The following is a 15,666-nucleotide window of genomic DNA, read 5'->3' on the forward strand; positions in this document are numbered from 1 at the left end:
AATGCGGAAATGGCACGCTTGACGGACAAGAAATTGCGGGAAGACATCATCCGCATCTGCCTGACGATGAATGAAGTGGGGATCAACCAAGGTTCTTCGGGCAATGTCAGTGCAAGACTGGATGACGGCATACTGATTACACCATCAGGCATGCCCTATCACCTCATGAAGCCTACGGACATCGTCAAGCTCTATTGGGATGGAAGCTACGAGGGAGAACGCCTGCCCTCATCCGAATGGCGGTTCCATCTCGACATCATGCGCGAACGCGATGACTGCAATGCCGTCATCCATACCCACGCCACGGCCTGCACGACACTGGCATGCCTGCGCATGGACATCCCGGCCTTCCACTACATGATCGCCGTTGCCGGCGGCTATGACATCCGCTGCTCCGAATATGCGCGATTCGGAACCCAGCAGTTGAGCGACCATATCCTCAAGGCACTCGAAGACCGCAAGGCCTGCCTGATGGGCAATCACGGCATGCTCGCGACCGGAAAATCGCTCGACCAGACCCTGGGGCTCGCCATCGAGGTCGAAAACCTCGCCAACGTCTACTGGCGCACGCTGCAGGTCACAAGGCCGGTGATCCTCACCAACGAGCAGATGGACGAGGTGATCGAGCGCATCGGCGCCTATGGCAAGCAGCCCGAGGAAATCGAGGAAGGCCAGGCGCCCGCATTCGAAGCCCCGCCCCGGCGCGCCAGCGCCTGACGGCGGGCTTTCGCCCTTCGATCACCGGACGGATCCACCTGTTTTCGACAGGGATGGAAACATTTGCGATGTGTCAGAATTTTCCACCTTCAATCAACGGGTTGATCATCGAAAGCTGAAAATGCGGCGTACCGCGATCCCGCAAGCAACGGGGTGGTCCTCCGACAAATCTGCGCATGAATCGAAAAAAAATGAAATCAAGCGGAATAGGCGCCAGCCAGTGGCGTCTGTTAACTGTGAGTCCCCTCGGTCCGTGGGGTTCACTCAGTGCTTCGAGCACCTCGCCGGTGACAATGTCACTGACTGATCTGAAACCTGAATCTTCACAACGTCGGACGGTTTGCTCAATGAAATTTGCCCAAAAGCCGCTATACACTCCTATTGTACAAGGAGTTTTGTCGCTCGCGATAGGCGTATTTCTCCTTACTCCCCATGAGGCCAGTGCTCTTTCGCCGGTAAAAGTCCCGGTGTCGGTGAATACCGGCAGCAACATCGTTCGGGTGGCCTCCAGTACTTGCAGCAATATCGCTGCCAACCTGCAGAAGCTCAAACAGCATAACGATTACAGCAAGTCGCCGCCGCCCGACTGGGTCACGAGGCGCGTCAACCTGTACCAGAGCCAGTTGAAGTCCGCCGGCTGCACGACGGGTTCCACCGCCAGTTCATCCTCCTGCAGCACGTCGGAAGCCAAGACGTTGCAGACGCTTCTTGCCAACCTGTTGAAGCACAACGACTACAAGAACGGTGTCGACTGGGCCCTGAGGCGGGAAGCCAGATACGAGAGCGAGCTGGCAGCGCTGGGATGTTCGGTGAGCGGCAGTTCGTCCAGTTCCTCTGCAAGTTCATCGGGTTCCAGCTCGGGTTCATCGAATTGGGACTATGCCGATGTGCCTTCCGGAAAGCTTTCCTGGCGGTCGGGCATGACCTGCGGAAGCCAGACCGCGGAAGCCGCTTGGCGGGGTTCGAAGATGACCTCCACGGTCGGTTGGGCTCCCTACCGGTACGACTGGAACGCCATCATCAAGTATTTCTCGGGTGGAAGCCTGAACAAGTTCATCAACGCCAAGAAGGACGGTTCCTTCCCTTCCATCGGCCTGCCGATGCTCCCCGAGACCCATCGCGGGCAGCTCAAGCAGTGCGCAAATGGGCAATTTGACAACTATTTCACGAAAATTGCCCAGATCCTGAAGGATCGCGGACTGGCCGACATTTCGTTGCGGCTCGGCTGGGAAGCCAATCTGCGGACCTATCCGTGGATCGCCGATTACGGTGTCGCCAACTACAAGAGCTGCTTCAGGCGGATCGTGCACAAGATGCATTCCGTCGCTCCCAAGCTCAAGTTCAACTGGCACAACGGCAAGCGGACCCACTTCGACCGCAATGCCTCGGACCTGTATCCGGGCGATGACGTCGTCGATTTCATCGGCGTCAGCTACTACGACCGCGATACGGACAACCGCACGCAGGCCAAGTGGAACGAGAGCGCCCAGCGGGGTGACATGAAGAACCCGATCGGCATCGAGACGTGGATGAAGTTCGCCAAGTCGCATGGCAAGAAACTGGCCCTTGCCGAGTGGGGTATCACCAATCGCGGCAATACCACCTTCTGGAAGGGCAATGGCGACAATGCGCTGTTCATCAGGAACATGTACGCGTTCTTCAAGAGGAACTCCGGCAATATCGCCTACGAATCGTACTTCAACTGCCGGGGCGGCGAATCGGAACAGGTCTACATGCTGTATCCGACGCATTACAATCCCGAGTCGAGCAAGATGTACAAGAATCTCTTCTGATCGCTAGATAGCACCGTGTTGCCGTCCCCGGGGAATGTGTTGTTCCGGGGACGGCACTGTTATGAAGAAATACTCTAAATCAGCATATTGTCGCATTCGATTTATCCAGCTTCGATAGCCTGTCCACGTTTTCGATAATTCCCCGGGCCGATCCTTTCCCGTTGAACCCGCCATCATCGCGAACCTCTCCACACGCGACGGTGCTTGACCCGCCGTTGGATCTCCTCCACCCAGAACCCGTTGCGCATGAGAGCGCCGGCCAGGCGTCGCCGGTTCATCATCTGGGGAAAGGACATGCCCGATAACGCTCCCGTCGAGTTGTCATGGCGAAAGTTCGGGGAGGGAGATGCGGTGGTCATCATGCATGGCCTGCTTGGCTCCGCCCGCAACTGGCAGGCCATTGCCAAGGCTCTCGCCGCCGATCACTGCATCCTGACCGTCGACCTTCGAAATCACGGCGATTCGCCGTGGACCGGTGCGATGGACTATCCATCCATGAGCTATGACATCATCCGCCTGCTCGACGATCACGGCATCGAGCAGGCTTCGCTTGTCGGTCACAGCATGGGCGGGAAGGTTGCCATGACCACGGCTCTGCAGCATCCGGGCAGGGTTGCAAGGCTCGGCGTGGTCGATATCGCCCCCGTTACCTACAGGTCGGATTTCCGGGGCTATCTCGAAGCCATGCTTGGCCTCGACCTCGATTCGATGTCGCGGCGTTCCGATGTGGAAACGGCTCTGTCTGCCAATATTCCCGAAGCGGCAATTCGTGCCTTCCTGGCACAAAATTCGGGGTCCAACGATGACGGGCTCTACTGGAAATCGAACCTGCAGGTCCTGCTCGAAGAACTGCCGACGATCCTCGACTGGCCCAACGAGCTGAATGCCTCCCGCTACGACGGCCCCAGCCTGTTCCTGCGTGGTGGAAAATCGACCTATGTCGGCGATGCCGATGTCGGCACCATTCTCGAACTGTTTCCCAGTGCCCGTATCGAGACCATTGCCGACGCGGGCCATTGGGTGCATGCCGCGGCCCCTCGCGAAACGATCCGCGCCCTGCGCGAACTTCTCGCCTCGACATAGGCTGCCGCGCGTAAATTGTCCGACAGAACACATGTTTACCCCCATGAAATGTTCATCCACAATCCGCCGCGTCACATTCGGCTGAAACGGGGACATGCGGACGGCCCGGCTGCAAGGTCGACAGGGCGGTTGCGTTCGCAAGCACGAGGCTACGACGGGTCGGTGTCATGAAAAGCGGCAGTACAATGACGGCGCAGACAGGCGAGCCGTCCTTCATGCAGGCCGAGGTCCGCCCTTGACCATTCATCTGAGCGAAGTGGGCCTGACCGTCCAGGAAGAAGTCCGTCTGGACGACATAGAACTCGAACTGAGGCCCGGACAGCTCTACGTCGTGCTCGGCCCCGCCTCGGCGGGCAAGACCTCGCTGCTGCGGGTCATCGCCGGCCTCGAACGGCCGACGGCCGGGCGCATCCTCGTCGACGGCGTCGACATGACCGGTGCCAGCCCGCGCCGGCGGAACGTGGCTATGGTCTACCGGCAAGCCATCAACTACCCGGCATTCACCGTCCACGACAATATCGCCGCTCCGCTTCGCATGCAGAAGATGCCAAAGGACGACATCGATGCCCGGGTGCGGCACATCGCGTCCACGTTGCGGATCGAGTCCAGTCTTCACCGCCTTCCGGCGGAGTTGCCGGTGGAACAGCAACAGCGTTGCGCGATAGCCCGCGCCCTCGCCAGGGAAAGCTCGCTGCTGCTGCTCGACGAACCGCTGGCCGATCTCGACCGCAAGCCACGCGAGGAATTGCGCGAGGAACTGCGGGCGATCTTCGAAACTCGCGACTCGATCGTGGTCTACGGCACCGCCGAACCGCTGGAGGCACTGGCCATGGGCGGCACCGTGGCGATCATGGACGGCGGCCGCGTGCTGCAGGTCGGACCGGCATCGAAGATCCATCACCGGCCCGGCTCATCCGCCGTCGCCCGGGTGTTCTCCCATCCGCCGATGAACATGATCGACGTGCAGGTCGACCGCGGCATGGCGGTCAGCGAGTCCGGTCTTGCAATTCCACTTTCGGAGAAATTCGCCACGGCCAACAGACTGCGCATGACGGTTGGCGTGCGTGCCGAGCACCTTTCCCTCCTTCCCGACGGCAATCATTCCATTCCCATAGAAGGGACCGTGGAACTGTCCGAGATATCGGGTTCCGAGACCTTCGTCCATGTTGCCCAGGGGCGGACATCATGGATCGTGCAGCTATCCGGCGTGCATCAGCACGCGACGGGCGCATCGGTGACAATCTACCTCGATCCCTCGAAGATCTTCGTGTTCGGCGAGACCGGCGCGCTTGAGGCATTTCCGGCAATCGATGCACAGGCGCTGGAGGGTGGAGGCGCATCATGGCGCGAATAGAATTGCGCGACCTCGCCCACAGTTTTGCCGTATCACCGCGGGAACCGCAGGATTGTGCGCTCAAGACGACCAATCTCGTCTGGGAGGATGGCGGCACCTACGCCCTGCTGGGTCCGCCGGATTGCGGCAATACGACACTGCTCGATCTGGTTTCGGGCCTGACCTCGCCAAGCCGGGGAAGCGTGCTGTTTGACGACAGGGACGTAACGCCACTCGATGCGACAAGGCGCAACATCGCACAGGTTTTCCGGGTTCCGGTGGTCTATGACACGATGACCGTGGCGCAAAATCTGGGCCTTCCCCTGCGCAACCGCCGGATTCCGACTGCTGCCATCCAGGAGAAGGTTGCCGAAATTGCCGAGATGCTCGACCTGGATGAGTGCCTGCACGAGAAGGCATCGAGCCTGTCTTCCGACCGGAAACAGAAAATCTCGATGGGTCGCGGCCTGATCCGCGACAATGTCGCAGCAATCCTGTTCGACGAGCCGCTCGCCATGATCGCCCCCCGCATGAAGGGGCATGTCCTCCGGAAGCTCAGGCAGATCCATGCCCGGTTCCATCATACGATGGTCTATGCCACCTGGGATCAGGACGAGGCCCTGACCTTCGCCGACAAGGTTGCGGTGATGCAGGATGGCGAAGTCGTCCAGTTCGGAACACCGCAAGAGTTGTTCGAAGTGCCGGCGCATCGTTTTGTCGGTTATTTCATCGGCTCGCCGGGGATGAACTTCCTGCCCTGTCGTCCGGATGACGAGGGTCTTTCGGTCGATGACATGCGCATCGCCCTTGGCGGTCGGTGGATGGCCGCGGCGCGCGGACATGCGGGAAAGCGGCTCGAACTTGGCGTTCGACCCGAATTTCTGCGTCTGGAGACGGACACCAGTTCGCGAGGTGTGCCCATTCAGGTTTTGCGCATCGACGATATGGGTGCCTATCGTATCGTCACGGTCGGGATGGGTCGCCACCAGCTCAAGGTGAAGGTGCCCGAAGGCATCCCCTTCCCGCCCGATCTGGGTCATCTGGTCTTCGATGAGGAGCGCACCTTCCTCTATGCCGACCAGCGTCTCGTCGCCTGACGACCCGGCGCGTTCGAACGCGCGCCTACTCGGCCCGTCAGCGGATCCTGGCCCGTTCCGACAATCCGATCCCGCCCAGAACGAGTGCCAGGGCGATGGCGTGATACACCTCGAAGCTTTCGTTCAGCAGCAATACGGCGAGAATGGCGGCAAAGATCGGGACCAGGTTGACGAATACGCCCGCACGCTCGGGCCCGATCAGTTCCACTCCGCGAATGAAGAAGATCTGCGACAGGAATGACGGGAAGATCGCGACATAGGCGGTGACGACCCAGCCTTGCGCGGTCGGCCACTGGGTTCCTCCGCCAAGCCATTCGACCAGTGCGAGCGGCAATGACGAGACAGCGGCGATGATCGAGAGCCAGCTGAGGAATACCATCCCCGGCATTGGCGGCCGCACCTTGAGGCCCAGTGTATAACCGCCATAGAACAGGCATGCGACCAGCATGAGCGCATCACCGGGATTGAATTCCAGATTGAGCAGACGGTCGAGATCGCCGCGGCTGGCGACCGCAATGACGCCCACGAGCGTCATGATCACGCCGGCGACCTGCATCGCGCCGATCCGCGTGGAAAAGACGAACACGGACATGACGAGAACGATCACCGGTATGGTTCCCTGCAGGATGCCGATGTTGATGCCGGTGGTATGATGCGAGGCGATGTAGAACAGCGAATTGAACGCGGTGAAGCCGAGCACCGCCATGAGGACGATCCGCAGCGGTGCCTTGCGCAACATGGGCCAGGTTTCGCGCAGCTCGTTGCGGTACATCATCACCAGGAACGAACTGACGAACAGCCAGCGCAGCGCCACCAGAAGCAGCGGTGAGACATTGTCGACGGCAAACTGTCCGGCAATGGCATTTCCGCCCCAGCACAACATCGTCGCCGCAAGATAGGCGTAAGCCACCATCGAACCCGGCAATTCCCTGCCCCCCTCTACGAAGCCGAATGTCCTCATAGACGTCCGTCCCGCCGCTGTCCAAGGAAGGCGGAGACAAGGACGCCGGGCGAGGATTTCATCGAGACGCTACTGCTTCTCAGTTGGCAGATATCTACAATTGTTCAATGCTCGCCAGTGGCACGCCGCGCGGATCATCGTGACCGGTGCGATAGCGCCATGTTCCACTACCGAAGGAAATCTCCCCTCCAGCCGCTTCAGTGACGGCAATATCGGCGAAGAACGACTTGCGCCCGCCGCCACGGTGCGTCGCCGTGGCCGTGATGATGCCGCTTCGTGCCTGACCGGTGAACTGCGTGGTGAGCGAGAGGGTCAACGCCTTGCGAATGTTGCCATCGACAGGGCAATAGGTGCCGGCATAACCGCCGGCGGTATCCATCAGCGTCGTCAGCACGCCGCCATGGAGAATGCCACTGCGATTGAGCATTTCGGGTCGGATGGCGAGAGAGAGTACGGCAAGCCCCTCTTCCCAGCGGTGGATTTCCATGCCGAGCCAGCGCCCGAATGCTCCCATTTGCTCGTCCATCAGGCCGTCACCTCCATGAGCAGTTCCAGAGCCCGACGCACCGTCGCCCGACGAATGGCAGCACGATCTCCGGAAAATACGTGATGCTCGGACCGGGTTGGCCCGGACCTGCCCGCACGGGCAAAATGAACGAGACCGACCGGCTTGCCGGCACTGCCGCCGTCAGGTCCGGCAACGCCGGTGACCGCCACGGCGACATCGGCATGACTTGCCGCGAGTGCGCCTTCGGCCATCTGCGCCGCCACCTCTCGCGAGACGGCACCATGCTTCATCAGGGTTTCCTCTTCGACACCCAGCATTTCCATCTTGGCGGCATTCGAATAAGTGACAAAGCCGCGGTCGAGCACGGCCGAGGATCCGGGAACATCCGTGATCGAGGCGGCGATGAGGCCACCCGTGCAGGATTCGGCCGTGGCCACCACCACGCCGCGCCGACCGAACGACACCACCAGTTCGGCGGCCAGCGCATCGATCGTTCCGACTGCTCCGCTCACGTCTGCTGCTCCATGCCCACCGTGACCGTGGCGTGCGCCATGATCCCTTCCTCGCGCCCGGTGAAACCGAGCCGCTCCGTCGTGGATGCCTTCACGCTCACCTGATCGATCCCGATGGCAAGGATGCTGGCGATCCGCTCGCGCATCGCACTTCGGTGCGGGCCGATCTTCGGCCGTTCGCAGAGAATGACCAGATCGACATGTTCGATGAATCCGCCACGCGCACGGACCCGGCTGGCCGCATGTTCGAGAAAGATCACCGAATCGGCATCGCGCCACTTCGGATCGCCGGGCGGGAAGTGGCTGCCGATATCGCCATCCGCGATGGCCCCGAACAGTGCATCGGTGATGGCATGCAGGGCGACATCGGCATCCGAATGGCCGGCGAGGCCCCGGTCATGGGGGATGACCAGACCGCCGAGGACCAGTGGCCGCCCGGTTTCGAACGCGTGCACGTCGATACCCAGACCCGTACGCCAGCGCACCGCCGGCAATCCGCAAAGGCGCGCGGCCCGCGCAAGATCGTCATTGCGGGTGATCTTGATGTTGTCCTCCTCTCCCTCGACCGTCACCACCTCGCCGCCGGACATCCCGACGATTGCAGCGTCATCCGTGCGACCGGTACCGGCGAACTTCCTGTGGGCAGCGAGCAGCAGATCGAAACGGAAACCCTGCGGTGTCTGCGAACGGCGGACGTCATCCCGGGGAATTTCACCCGTCACCCTGTCTCCGGTCACCTTCTTGAGCGTATCGGGAACGGCCGCCACCGGGAGGATGGCCTCATGACGCGCAAGACCGTCGAGAACGCGTTCGACCAATGCCGTCGAGACGAGCGGGCGCGCACCGTCATGGACCAGGACATTGACCGGCGGACCGTCGAGGGCAAGCCGCTCAAGCCCATGGAGGGTACTGGCCTGCCGGTCGTCACCGCCCATGACCGGTGCCGGCAGGTCGAGCCCCCGCGTGGCGCATCGATAGTCATCAAGGTGTCCGTCGCCGATCACCAGTTGCACATGGTCGATACGGGGAACGGCCATGAACGTGTCGATGGCGCGGCGCAACACGGTCCGGTCACCGAGGCGCGCATATTGCTTCGGCCGATCCCCGCCGAATCTCGTGCTGTTGCCGCCTGCAACGATCAAAACCGCATTCTGCATGAAACTTCCGTCAGGCTGGTGTGTGCGACACCCGTTAACCACATGGTGGGCGACAATCTAGGAACTCGATGGGGGACTGCCAAGCGTGACAAACGCTTGCAGGCAAAGGGCAATTGTGGTCATGATCTGCCATAAATTTAGGCATTCGATATCATTTGCCTAAATTTCACCCATTTATCAGGACCCGACAGACGTGAACTCAAGCGGGCTCACCCCCTCCCTCATCATCGACGCCCTGCCGTCAGCTGTCGTCGCCCTCGACGAGCACGGCAGTTTCATCACGCTCAACCCGGCGGCCGAGCAGATGTTCTCGGCCAGCGCCAACCAGCTCTGCGGTCGCCCGTTCAGGGACCTGCTGGCACCGCATTCGACATTGGCGGGCCTCATCGAGCAGGTCCGCCTGGACGGGGTCTCGGTATCGGAATATGGCATCGCCCTGACGCTGACCCGCGGCAAGGCCGCCGATGTCGATGTTCACATCGTGCCGATGAGTGACAGCGGACCCATTTTGATCCTGCTGCACCGCTGCTCGGTGGCCCAGCGTCTCGACCGCCATCTCGCCCATCGCGGCAGCGCGCGGTCGATTGCAGCCCTTGCCCAGACGCTGGCCCACGAGATCAAGAATCCATTGTCGGGAATTCGCGGTGCGGCGCAATTGCTGGATCACGACCTCAACGACGAGGACAAGGCGCTGGTCCAGCTCATCTGCGACGAGACCGACCGCGTTGTGGCACTGATCGACGGCATGGACCCCTTCGCCGAACAGCGCCCGATCGAACGCAGACCGGTCAACATCCACCTGGTGCTGGAGCATGTCCGCCGGGTCGCCGAGAACGGCTTTGCGCGCCACATTCAGATCATCGAGGGATATGACCCGTCATTGCCCGAAATTGCCGGTGACCGCGACCAGCTCATCCAGGTCTTTCTCAATCTGGTGAAGAACGCCGCCGAGGCAGCACCGCGGCAGGGCGGGCAGGTCATCCTCACCACCCACTACCAGCACGGCCTGCGCGTGCAGGTCGGCAACTCGCAGGAACGCATCGAGTTGCCGATCACCATCGAGGTGCGCGACAACGGTCAGGGCGTCACGGCCGACATGATCGACCACCTGTTCGAGCCCTTCATCTCGTCCAAGCCCAAGGGGCGCGGACTCGGCCTGTCCCTGGTGGCCAAGATCGTCAACGACCATGGCGGCATCGTCGCCTATGCCAGCGAGGAGGACGGACCGGTCTTCCGCGTCCGCCTGCCGGCTTTCCGCCCCGAAAAGCCGCGGCCATGAGCATCGTGGACGACCTTCGCCGGATGAAGATGAACGCTCCAAGCCCCGCATGGATCAGGAGGACCTGTCATGAATGATGAAACCGTCCTGCTGGCCGAAGACGATTCCGCGGTGCGCATGGTCGTCTCGCGGGCGCTGTCGCGCCAGGGATATCGCGTTCAGGCCACAAGCGTCGCCAGCGCGTTGTGGCGCTGGGTCGCCGATGGCGAGGGCGACATCGTCATCACGGATGTGGGCCTGCCCGACGAGAACAGCCTCGATCTGCTGCCCAAGATCAAGTCCCGGCGACCAGACCTGCCCGTGATCGTCATGAGTGCGCAGAATACGCTGCTCACCGCCGTACGCGCGACAGAACGTGGCGCGTTCGAATACCTGCCCAAGCCGTTCGACATCGATTCGCTCGTGGCGACCGTGCAGCGGGCCCTCACGCGCCGGAACAGGGCCGCGGCGCAGATGAACCGCGAGGAAATGCCGGAAGGACAACTGCCGATCATCGGCCGTTCGGCAGCGATGCAGGAGATCTACAGGGTCATCGCCCGCCTCACGGGCACGGATCTGACCGTGCTGATCGCCGGCGAAAGCGGTACCGGCAAGGAGTTGGTCGCACGTGCGCTGCACGATTTCGGCCGCCGCCGCGACGGCCCGTTCGTCGCGGTCAACATGGCGGCAATCCCGCGCGAACTGATCGAGAGCGAGCTGTTCGGCCACGAAAAGGGATCGTTCACAGGCGCGTCCGGTCGCCGGACCGGTCGCTTCGAGCAGGCCCAGGATGGCACATTGTTCCTCGACGAGATCGGTGACATGCCGCTTGAAGCCCAGACCCGGCTGCTGCGGGTCCTGCAGCAGGGCGAGTTCGTGCCGGTGGGCGGCGATGTTCCACACAAGACCAACGTGAGAATCATTGCCGCCAGCCACCGCGACCTCAAGCTGATGGTCGAGCAGGGACTGTTCCGGGAGGATCTGTACTACCGCCTCAATGTCGTGCCCCTGCGCCTTCCACCGCTGCGCGAGCGGTTCGACGACATCGCCGCGCTCGCGCACCATTTCCTCGCCAAGGCGCATGATGAGGGCCTGCCGCTCAAGACGCTCACGCCCGGCGCCTTGCGCCGCCTTCGCGCTCATTCCTGGCCGGGCAATGTTCGCGAACTAGAGAATCTCATCCGACGTGTAGCGGTACTCTACAGCGAGGAGACCATCGACGAGACCTGCATCGTTGCCCAGCTCGTCGAGGCCAAGACCGTGCAGGAAACCGTCACGACCGCCGATGTCGACATTCCACTGGCCACCGCCGTGGAACGCCATCTCGACCGTTACCTGCGCGCCTTCGAAGGCGACGAAATGCCCACAGGGGTTTACCAGCACATCCTCAGTGAAGTGGAAGGGCCGCTCATTCGACGCATCCTCCTTGCCACCCGTGGCAACCAGCTCAAGGCGGCAGATATCCTCGGTCTCAACCGAAATACATTGAGAAAGAAGATCAAGGAACACGACATTCAATTGATACGCGGGCTCTAATATGCTCGACTTACGGTATTGGTTGAACTGAAAGGGGACAAACTCTCGGTGCTTTCCGGCCTGAAGCTGAGCGAACCCACGATATGGGACCATATCCGGCGCTTCGATCTGGAGCGGCGTCTGGCGCTCATCCTGAGCGTACTGGCGGTGGCATCAGGCATTGCCACCTATGTGCTGATCACGGGAACCCCGCCGTTCGGTTCCAGCATCCGCACCGTCATAGCGCTGCTCAATGTCGATCTCGTTCTCCTGCTGCTGCTGGGCGTCGTGGTCGGCCGACGGCTGGTCAAGCTGGTGCTCGAGCGGCGCAAGGGTATCGCCGGCTCGAAACTGCACACCCGGCTGGTCGGCCTGTTCGCCGTCGTCGCGGTGGCACCCTCCATCGTCGTTTCGGTGTTCTCGGTCGTCTTCCTGAGTTCGGGCCTGGAGGCATGGTTCAGCGACCGCATCCGCACCGCACTGGACAACTCCCTCAACGTCGCCGAAGCCTATCTCAACGAACACAAGGAGGTGATCCGCGCGGACGCGCTGGCCATGGCCGCTGACCTCAACCGCGAAGGCGCGCTGCTCATCCAGAATGCCGACCGGCTGCAACGCATGGTCGACGATCAGGCGCAGATCCGCGCTCTTTCCGAAGCCGTGGTATTCGATAGCCTGGGGAATATCCTCGCACGCAGCGGGTTGAGCCTCAGCTTCGACATGAGCCAGATTCCCATCGGGGCGCTGGAGACCGCCACCGGCGGGAACGTCGCGGTCATCACCGGCGACAGCGACGACCGCGTGCGCGCGCTCGTCCGGCTGGACGGTTTCGTCGATGCCTATCTGTTCGTCGGCCGCTTTGTCGACGCCGAGGTCCTGACCTTCATGCAGCGGACCCAGACGGTCGCCCACGAATATGAGCAGATGCAGAGCGAGCGCTGGGAAATCCAGCTCACCTCCGCCCTGCTGTTCGGGATCGTCGCCCTGCTGCTGCTGCTGGCATCGGTATGGTTCGGCCTCAGTCTCGCCGACCGGCTGGTCTGGCCCATCAGCCAGTTGATATCGGCGGCTGACCGGGTTCGCAGCGGCGACCTCCTCGCCCGGGTCCCCGAGGGTGATGCCGACGACGAGATCGCGGTCCTCAGTCGCGGATTCAACCGCATGACCAGCCAGTTGTCGAGCCAGCGACGGGAACTGGTCGAGGCCAACCAGCAACTCGACGAGCGCCGCCGTTTCACCGAAGCGGTGCTGGCGGGCCTGACGGCGGGCGTCATCGGCCTTGATGCCGACCGCCGCATTCTGCTGCCCAACCGTTCCGCCGCCGAGTTCTTCGAGCGAGACTCCTTCGAACTGGAAAACCTGCCGATGGAGGATGTTCTCCCGGAGGTCGCGCCATTGTTCGAGAAACTGCATTCCGCCTCGCAGAATTCGGTGTCGCAGCACCTGGAAGTCCGGCATGACGATCAGACGTTTACCCTGCTGGTCCGCCTGTCCGCCCAGACCAGCGCGGGCGAGATCACGGGCTATGTGCTCACTTTCGACGACATCACGGCCCTTCTCAGCGCGCAGCGCCAGGCAGCATGGTCGGAAGTCGCCCGACGGATCGCCCATGAGATCAAGAACCCCCTGACCCCCATTCGACTGTCCGCCGAACGACTCAACCGCAAGTACAAAGCCCAGGTGGCATCGGAGGATCGGGAGAGCTTTGCCGGCTCGATCGACACCATCGTCAAGCAGGTGGATGCGATAGGCCGGTTGATCAGCGAGTTTTCCGCCTTTGCGAGAATGCCGACAGCCGTCATGCATGACGAGAAGATCAGGGATCTTGCCCGCTCAGCAGTCTTGCTCCAGCGGTCGGCATGGCCGAAAATCACGTTTGAGTTGCAGGACGAACTGCCACAGGATACGACACTGAACTGCGACGGCGAAAAGATCAGTCAGGCCTTGACCAATCTCCTGCTGAACGCGATTCAGGCCATCGGAGAGCGAAACGCAGATGACGGCCCCGCCATTGTCATCACCCGGTTGTGCAGCCGCATGGACGGTCTCGTGGTGGAAGTCGAGGACAGCGGACCCGGCTTGCCGCCCGCGGATCGTCACAGAATCCTGGAACCCTACGTGACAACCAAGGCGAAAGGAACCGGCTTGGGACTTGCCATCGTCAACAAGATCATGGAGGAACATGATGGAAGGATCGAGCTTGACGCCGGCAATCTCGGCGGTGCCCTGGTGCGGCTGGTCTTTCCCAAACAAAGGCTGCGCCTGAGCTCGTCAGACTTTGATGATCGCGACAGCGGTCGAGCATTGCGGTTTGCATCGGACCCATGATGAAAAAAGATATCCTGATCGTTGATGACGAAGTGGCCATCCGCGAGGTGGTATCCGCCATCCTCGAAGATGAGGGCTATGTTGCACGGCAGGCAGCCAACAGCGACGAGGCCATCCAGGAGATCGCAAAGCGGCCTCCGGCACTGGTCCTCCTCGATATCTGGCTCGAAGGCAGCCATCTTGACGGCGTGCAGATCCTCGAAATCGTCAAGAATCGCTTCCCCGAGGTTCCGGCCATCATGTTCAGCGGGCATGGCACCATCGAGATGGCCGTCGACGCCATCAGGAAGGGCGCCTACGACTTCATCGAGAAGCCGTTCAAGTCGGACCGGCTGCTGGTGGCCGCCGAGCGGGCCATCGAGGCCACGCGCCTCCGACGCGAGAACGAGGATCTGAAGCGCAAGGCACCCAAGCCCCAACTGATCGGTTCGTCGCCGGTCATCGGCAAGGTCCGCCAGGCCATCGAACGGGTCGCCCCGACCAACAGCCGCATTCTCATCAGCGGCCCGCCGGGCTCCGGCAAGGAAGTCGCCGCCCACCTCATCCATCAGTGCTCGCGGCGGGCCGAGGGTCCGTTCGTGGTGCTGAACACCGCCGTGCTCGCAGCGGATCGGATGGACGTCGAATTGTTCGGTTGCGAGCCGGGCTTTCTCGGCCCCGACCAGCCACCGGTGGTCGGCATGATGGAAAGGGCCGACGGCGGCACGCTGGTGCTCGACGAAGTCGCCGACATGCCACTGGACACCCAGGGCAAGATCCTGCGCGCATTGCAGGATCGCGGCTTCGTGCGGCCGGGCGGCGATCGCCAGCGGGAAGTCGATGTCCGCATCATCACCACCACCAATCGTGACCTTACGGCCGAGATGGCTGCCGGACGTTTCCGCGAGGACCTGTACTACCGGCTCAATGTCGTGCCGCTGCCCATGCCGCCGCTTGCCGAGCACCGTATCGACATTCCCGAACTGGTGGCCTTCTTCATGGAAGAAGCAGCCCGTGAGGCGGGCCTGACGCCGCGCAAGATCGATGACGATGCCATGGCGGTCCTGCAAACCGCCGACTGGCCGGGCGATGTCCGCCAGTTGCGCAACGCGGTCGAGTGGATGCTGATCATGGCGCCCGACAACGACAGCGGCATGATCGGCATCAAGGGGTTGCCGCCCGAGCTGACCGACAGCGCAGCAAGGCAGATGGACCCGCGCGCCAACGGCCAGCTCGTATCGATGCCGTTGCGCGAGGCCCGCGAGCATTTCGAACGCGCCTATCTGCAGTCGCAGCTTCAGCGTTTCGGTGGCAACATTTCCAGGACAGCGAACTTCGTCGGCATGGAACGTTCGGCACTGCACCGGAAACTCAAGACCCTGGGACTGCACAGCGACGACTGAACCACAGCACAACGACTGACAA

Annotated in this window: 13 protein-coding genes; 9 read left to right on the top strand and 4 right to left on the bottom strand. The window is 61.9% G+C overall.

Translation table 11 applies throughout. The features are described from left to right. Positions 1–9: 9 nt before the first annotated feature. From H6851_16760 to H6851_16780, 5 genes are all read left to right on the top strand, one after another. Positions 10–717 carry a class II aldolase/adducin family protein gene (locus H6851_16760; protein MCB9945260.1) on the top strand — a complete coding sequence of 236 codons (708 nt, stop codon included), beginning with the start codon at positions 10–12 and terminating at the stop codon, positions 715–717. A gap of 395 nt (positions 718–1,112) precedes the next feature. Next, on the top strand, positions 1,113–2,510 hold the full coding sequence (locus H6851_16765) for a hypothetical protein (protein ID MCB9945261.1): 1,398 nt from the start codon (positions 1,113–1,115) through the stop codon (positions 2,508–2,510). A gap of 294 nt (positions 2,511–2,804) precedes the next feature. After that, positions 2,805–3,593: an alpha/beta fold hydrolase gene (locus H6851_16770; protein MCB9945262.1), complete on the top strand. Its 789-nt coding sequence runs from the start codon at positions 2,805–2,807 to the stop codon at positions 3,591–3,593. A 94-nt stretch (positions 3,594–3,687) separates the two neighbouring features. Further along, on the top strand, positions 3,688–4,947 hold the full coding sequence (locus H6851_16775) for an ABC transporter ATP-binding protein (protein ID MCB9945263.1): 1,260 nt from the start codon (positions 3,688–3,690) through the stop codon (positions 4,945–4,947). Beyond that, positions 4,935–6,023: an ABC transporter ATP-binding protein gene (locus tag H6851_16780; protein MCB9945264.1), complete on the top strand. Its 1,089-nt coding sequence runs from the start codon at positions 4,935–4,937 to the stop codon at positions 6,021–6,023. Before H6851_16775 ends, H6851_16780 begins: the two co-directional genes overlap by 13 nt. Positions 6,024–6,060: 37 nt before the next feature. Here the strand turns inward: H6851_16780 and H6851_16785 are convergent, their stop codons facing one another. From H6851_16785 to H6851_16800, 4 genes are all read right to left on the bottom strand, one after another. After that, entirely contained in the window at positions 6,061–6,936 is an 876-nt protein-coding gene (locus H6851_16785) for a DMT family transporter (protein MCB9945265.1), read from the bottom strand. A 142-nt stretch (positions 6,937–7,078) separates the two neighbouring features. Then, entirely contained in the window at positions 7,079–7,510 is a 432-nt protein-coding gene (locus tag H6851_16790) for a PaaI family thioesterase (GenBank protein ID MCB9945266.1), read from the bottom strand. After that, positions 7,510–7,983, bottom strand: coding sequence for a CinA family protein (locus H6851_16795; protein ID MCB9945267.1), 474 nt, complete (start codon positions 7,981–7,983; stop codon positions 7,510–7,512). Before H6851_16795 ends, H6851_16790 begins: the two co-directional genes overlap by 1 nt. A gap of 17 nt (positions 7,984–8,000) precedes the next feature. Further along, complete coding sequence (locus H6851_16800; protein MCB9945268.1) at positions 8,001–9,161, bottom strand: bifunctional 2-C-methyl-D-erythritol 4-phosphate cytidylyltransferase/2-C-methyl-D-erythritol 2,4-cyclodiphosphate synthase; 1,161 nt, start codon at positions 9,159–9,161, stop codon at positions 8,001–8,003. 163 nt (positions 9,162–9,324) lie between these two features. On the opposite strand from H6851_16800, the gene H6851_16805 reads away from it, so the two are divergent. The 4 genes from H6851_16805 (at position 9,325) to H6851_16820 (ending at position 15,644) form a co-directional block, all read left to right on the top strand. Continuing rightward, complete coding sequence (locus tag H6851_16805) at positions 9,325–10,440, top strand: PAS domain-containing protein (GenBank protein MCB9945269.1); 1,116 nt, start codon at positions 9,325–9,327, stop codon at positions 10,438–10,440. Positions 10,441–10,509: 69 nt separating this feature from the next. After that, the gene (gene ntrC / locus H6851_16810; GenBank protein MCB9945270.1) at positions 10,510–11,955 is read left to right on the top strand and encodes a nitrogen regulation protein NR(I); all 1,446 of its coding nucleotides are present in this window, start codon (positions 10,510–10,512) and stop codon (positions 11,953–11,955) included. Between the two features lie 120 nt (positions 11,956–12,075). Beyond that, positions 12,076–14,262, top strand: a complete 2,187-nt coding sequence (locus H6851_16815; protein MCB9945271.1) for a PAS domain-containing sensor histidine kinase — start codon at positions 12,076–12,078, stop codon at positions 14,260–14,262. Next, positions 14,262–15,644 carry a sigma-54-dependent Fis family transcriptional regulator gene (locus tag H6851_16820; GenBank protein ID MCB9945272.1) on the top strand — a complete coding sequence of 461 codons (1,383 nt, stop codon included), beginning with the start codon at positions 14,262–14,264 and terminating at the stop codon, positions 15,642–15,644. The genes H6851_16815 and H6851_16820 overlap by 1 nt, the downstream gene beginning before the upstream one ends. Positions 15,645–15,666: the final 22 nt, after the last annotated feature.

The sequence above is a fragment of the Geminicoccaceae bacterium genome, from assembly GCA_020638465.1.
Taxonomy (GTDB): Bacteria; Pseudomonadota; Alphaproteobacteria; order Geminicoccales; family Geminicoccaceae; genus JAGREO01.

Bases quoted from the DNA above. Each gene is read 5' to 3' on its own strand.
- H6851_16780 (MCB9945264.1), top strand. From the start codon at position 4,935: ATGGCGCGAATAGAATTGCGCGACCTCGCCCACAGTTTTGCCGTATCA.
- H6851_16790 (MCB9945266.1), bottom strand. From the start codon at position 7,510: ATGGACGAGCAAATGGGAGCATTCGGGCGCTGGCTCGGCATGGAAATC.
- H6851_16770 (MCB9945262.1), top strand. From the start codon at position 2,805: ATGCCCGATAACGCTCCCGTCGAGTTGTCATGGCGAAAGTTCGGGGAG.
- ntrC (MCB9945270.1), top strand. From the start codon at position 10,510: ATGAATGATGAAACCGTCCTGCTGGCCGAAGACGATTCCGCGGTGCGC.
- H6851_16820 (MCB9945272.1), top strand. From the start codon at position 14,262: ATGAAAAAAGATATCCTGATCGTTGATGACGAAGTGGCCATCCGCGAG.
- H6851_16760 (MCB9945260.1), top strand. From the start codon at position 10: ATGGCACGCTTGACGGACAAGAAATTGCGGGAAGACATCATCCGCATC.
- H6851_16775 (MCB9945263.1), top strand. From the start codon at position 3,688: ATGCGGACGGCCCGGCTGCAAGGTCGACAGGGCGGTTGCGTTCGCAAG.
- H6851_16785 (MCB9945265.1), bottom strand. From the start codon at position 6,936: ATGGTGGCTTACGCCTATCTTGCGGCGACGATGTTGTGCTGGGGCGGA.
- H6851_16800 (MCB9945268.1), bottom strand. From the start codon at position 9,161: ATGCAGAATGCGGTTTTGATCGTTGCAGGCGGCAACAGCACGAGATTC.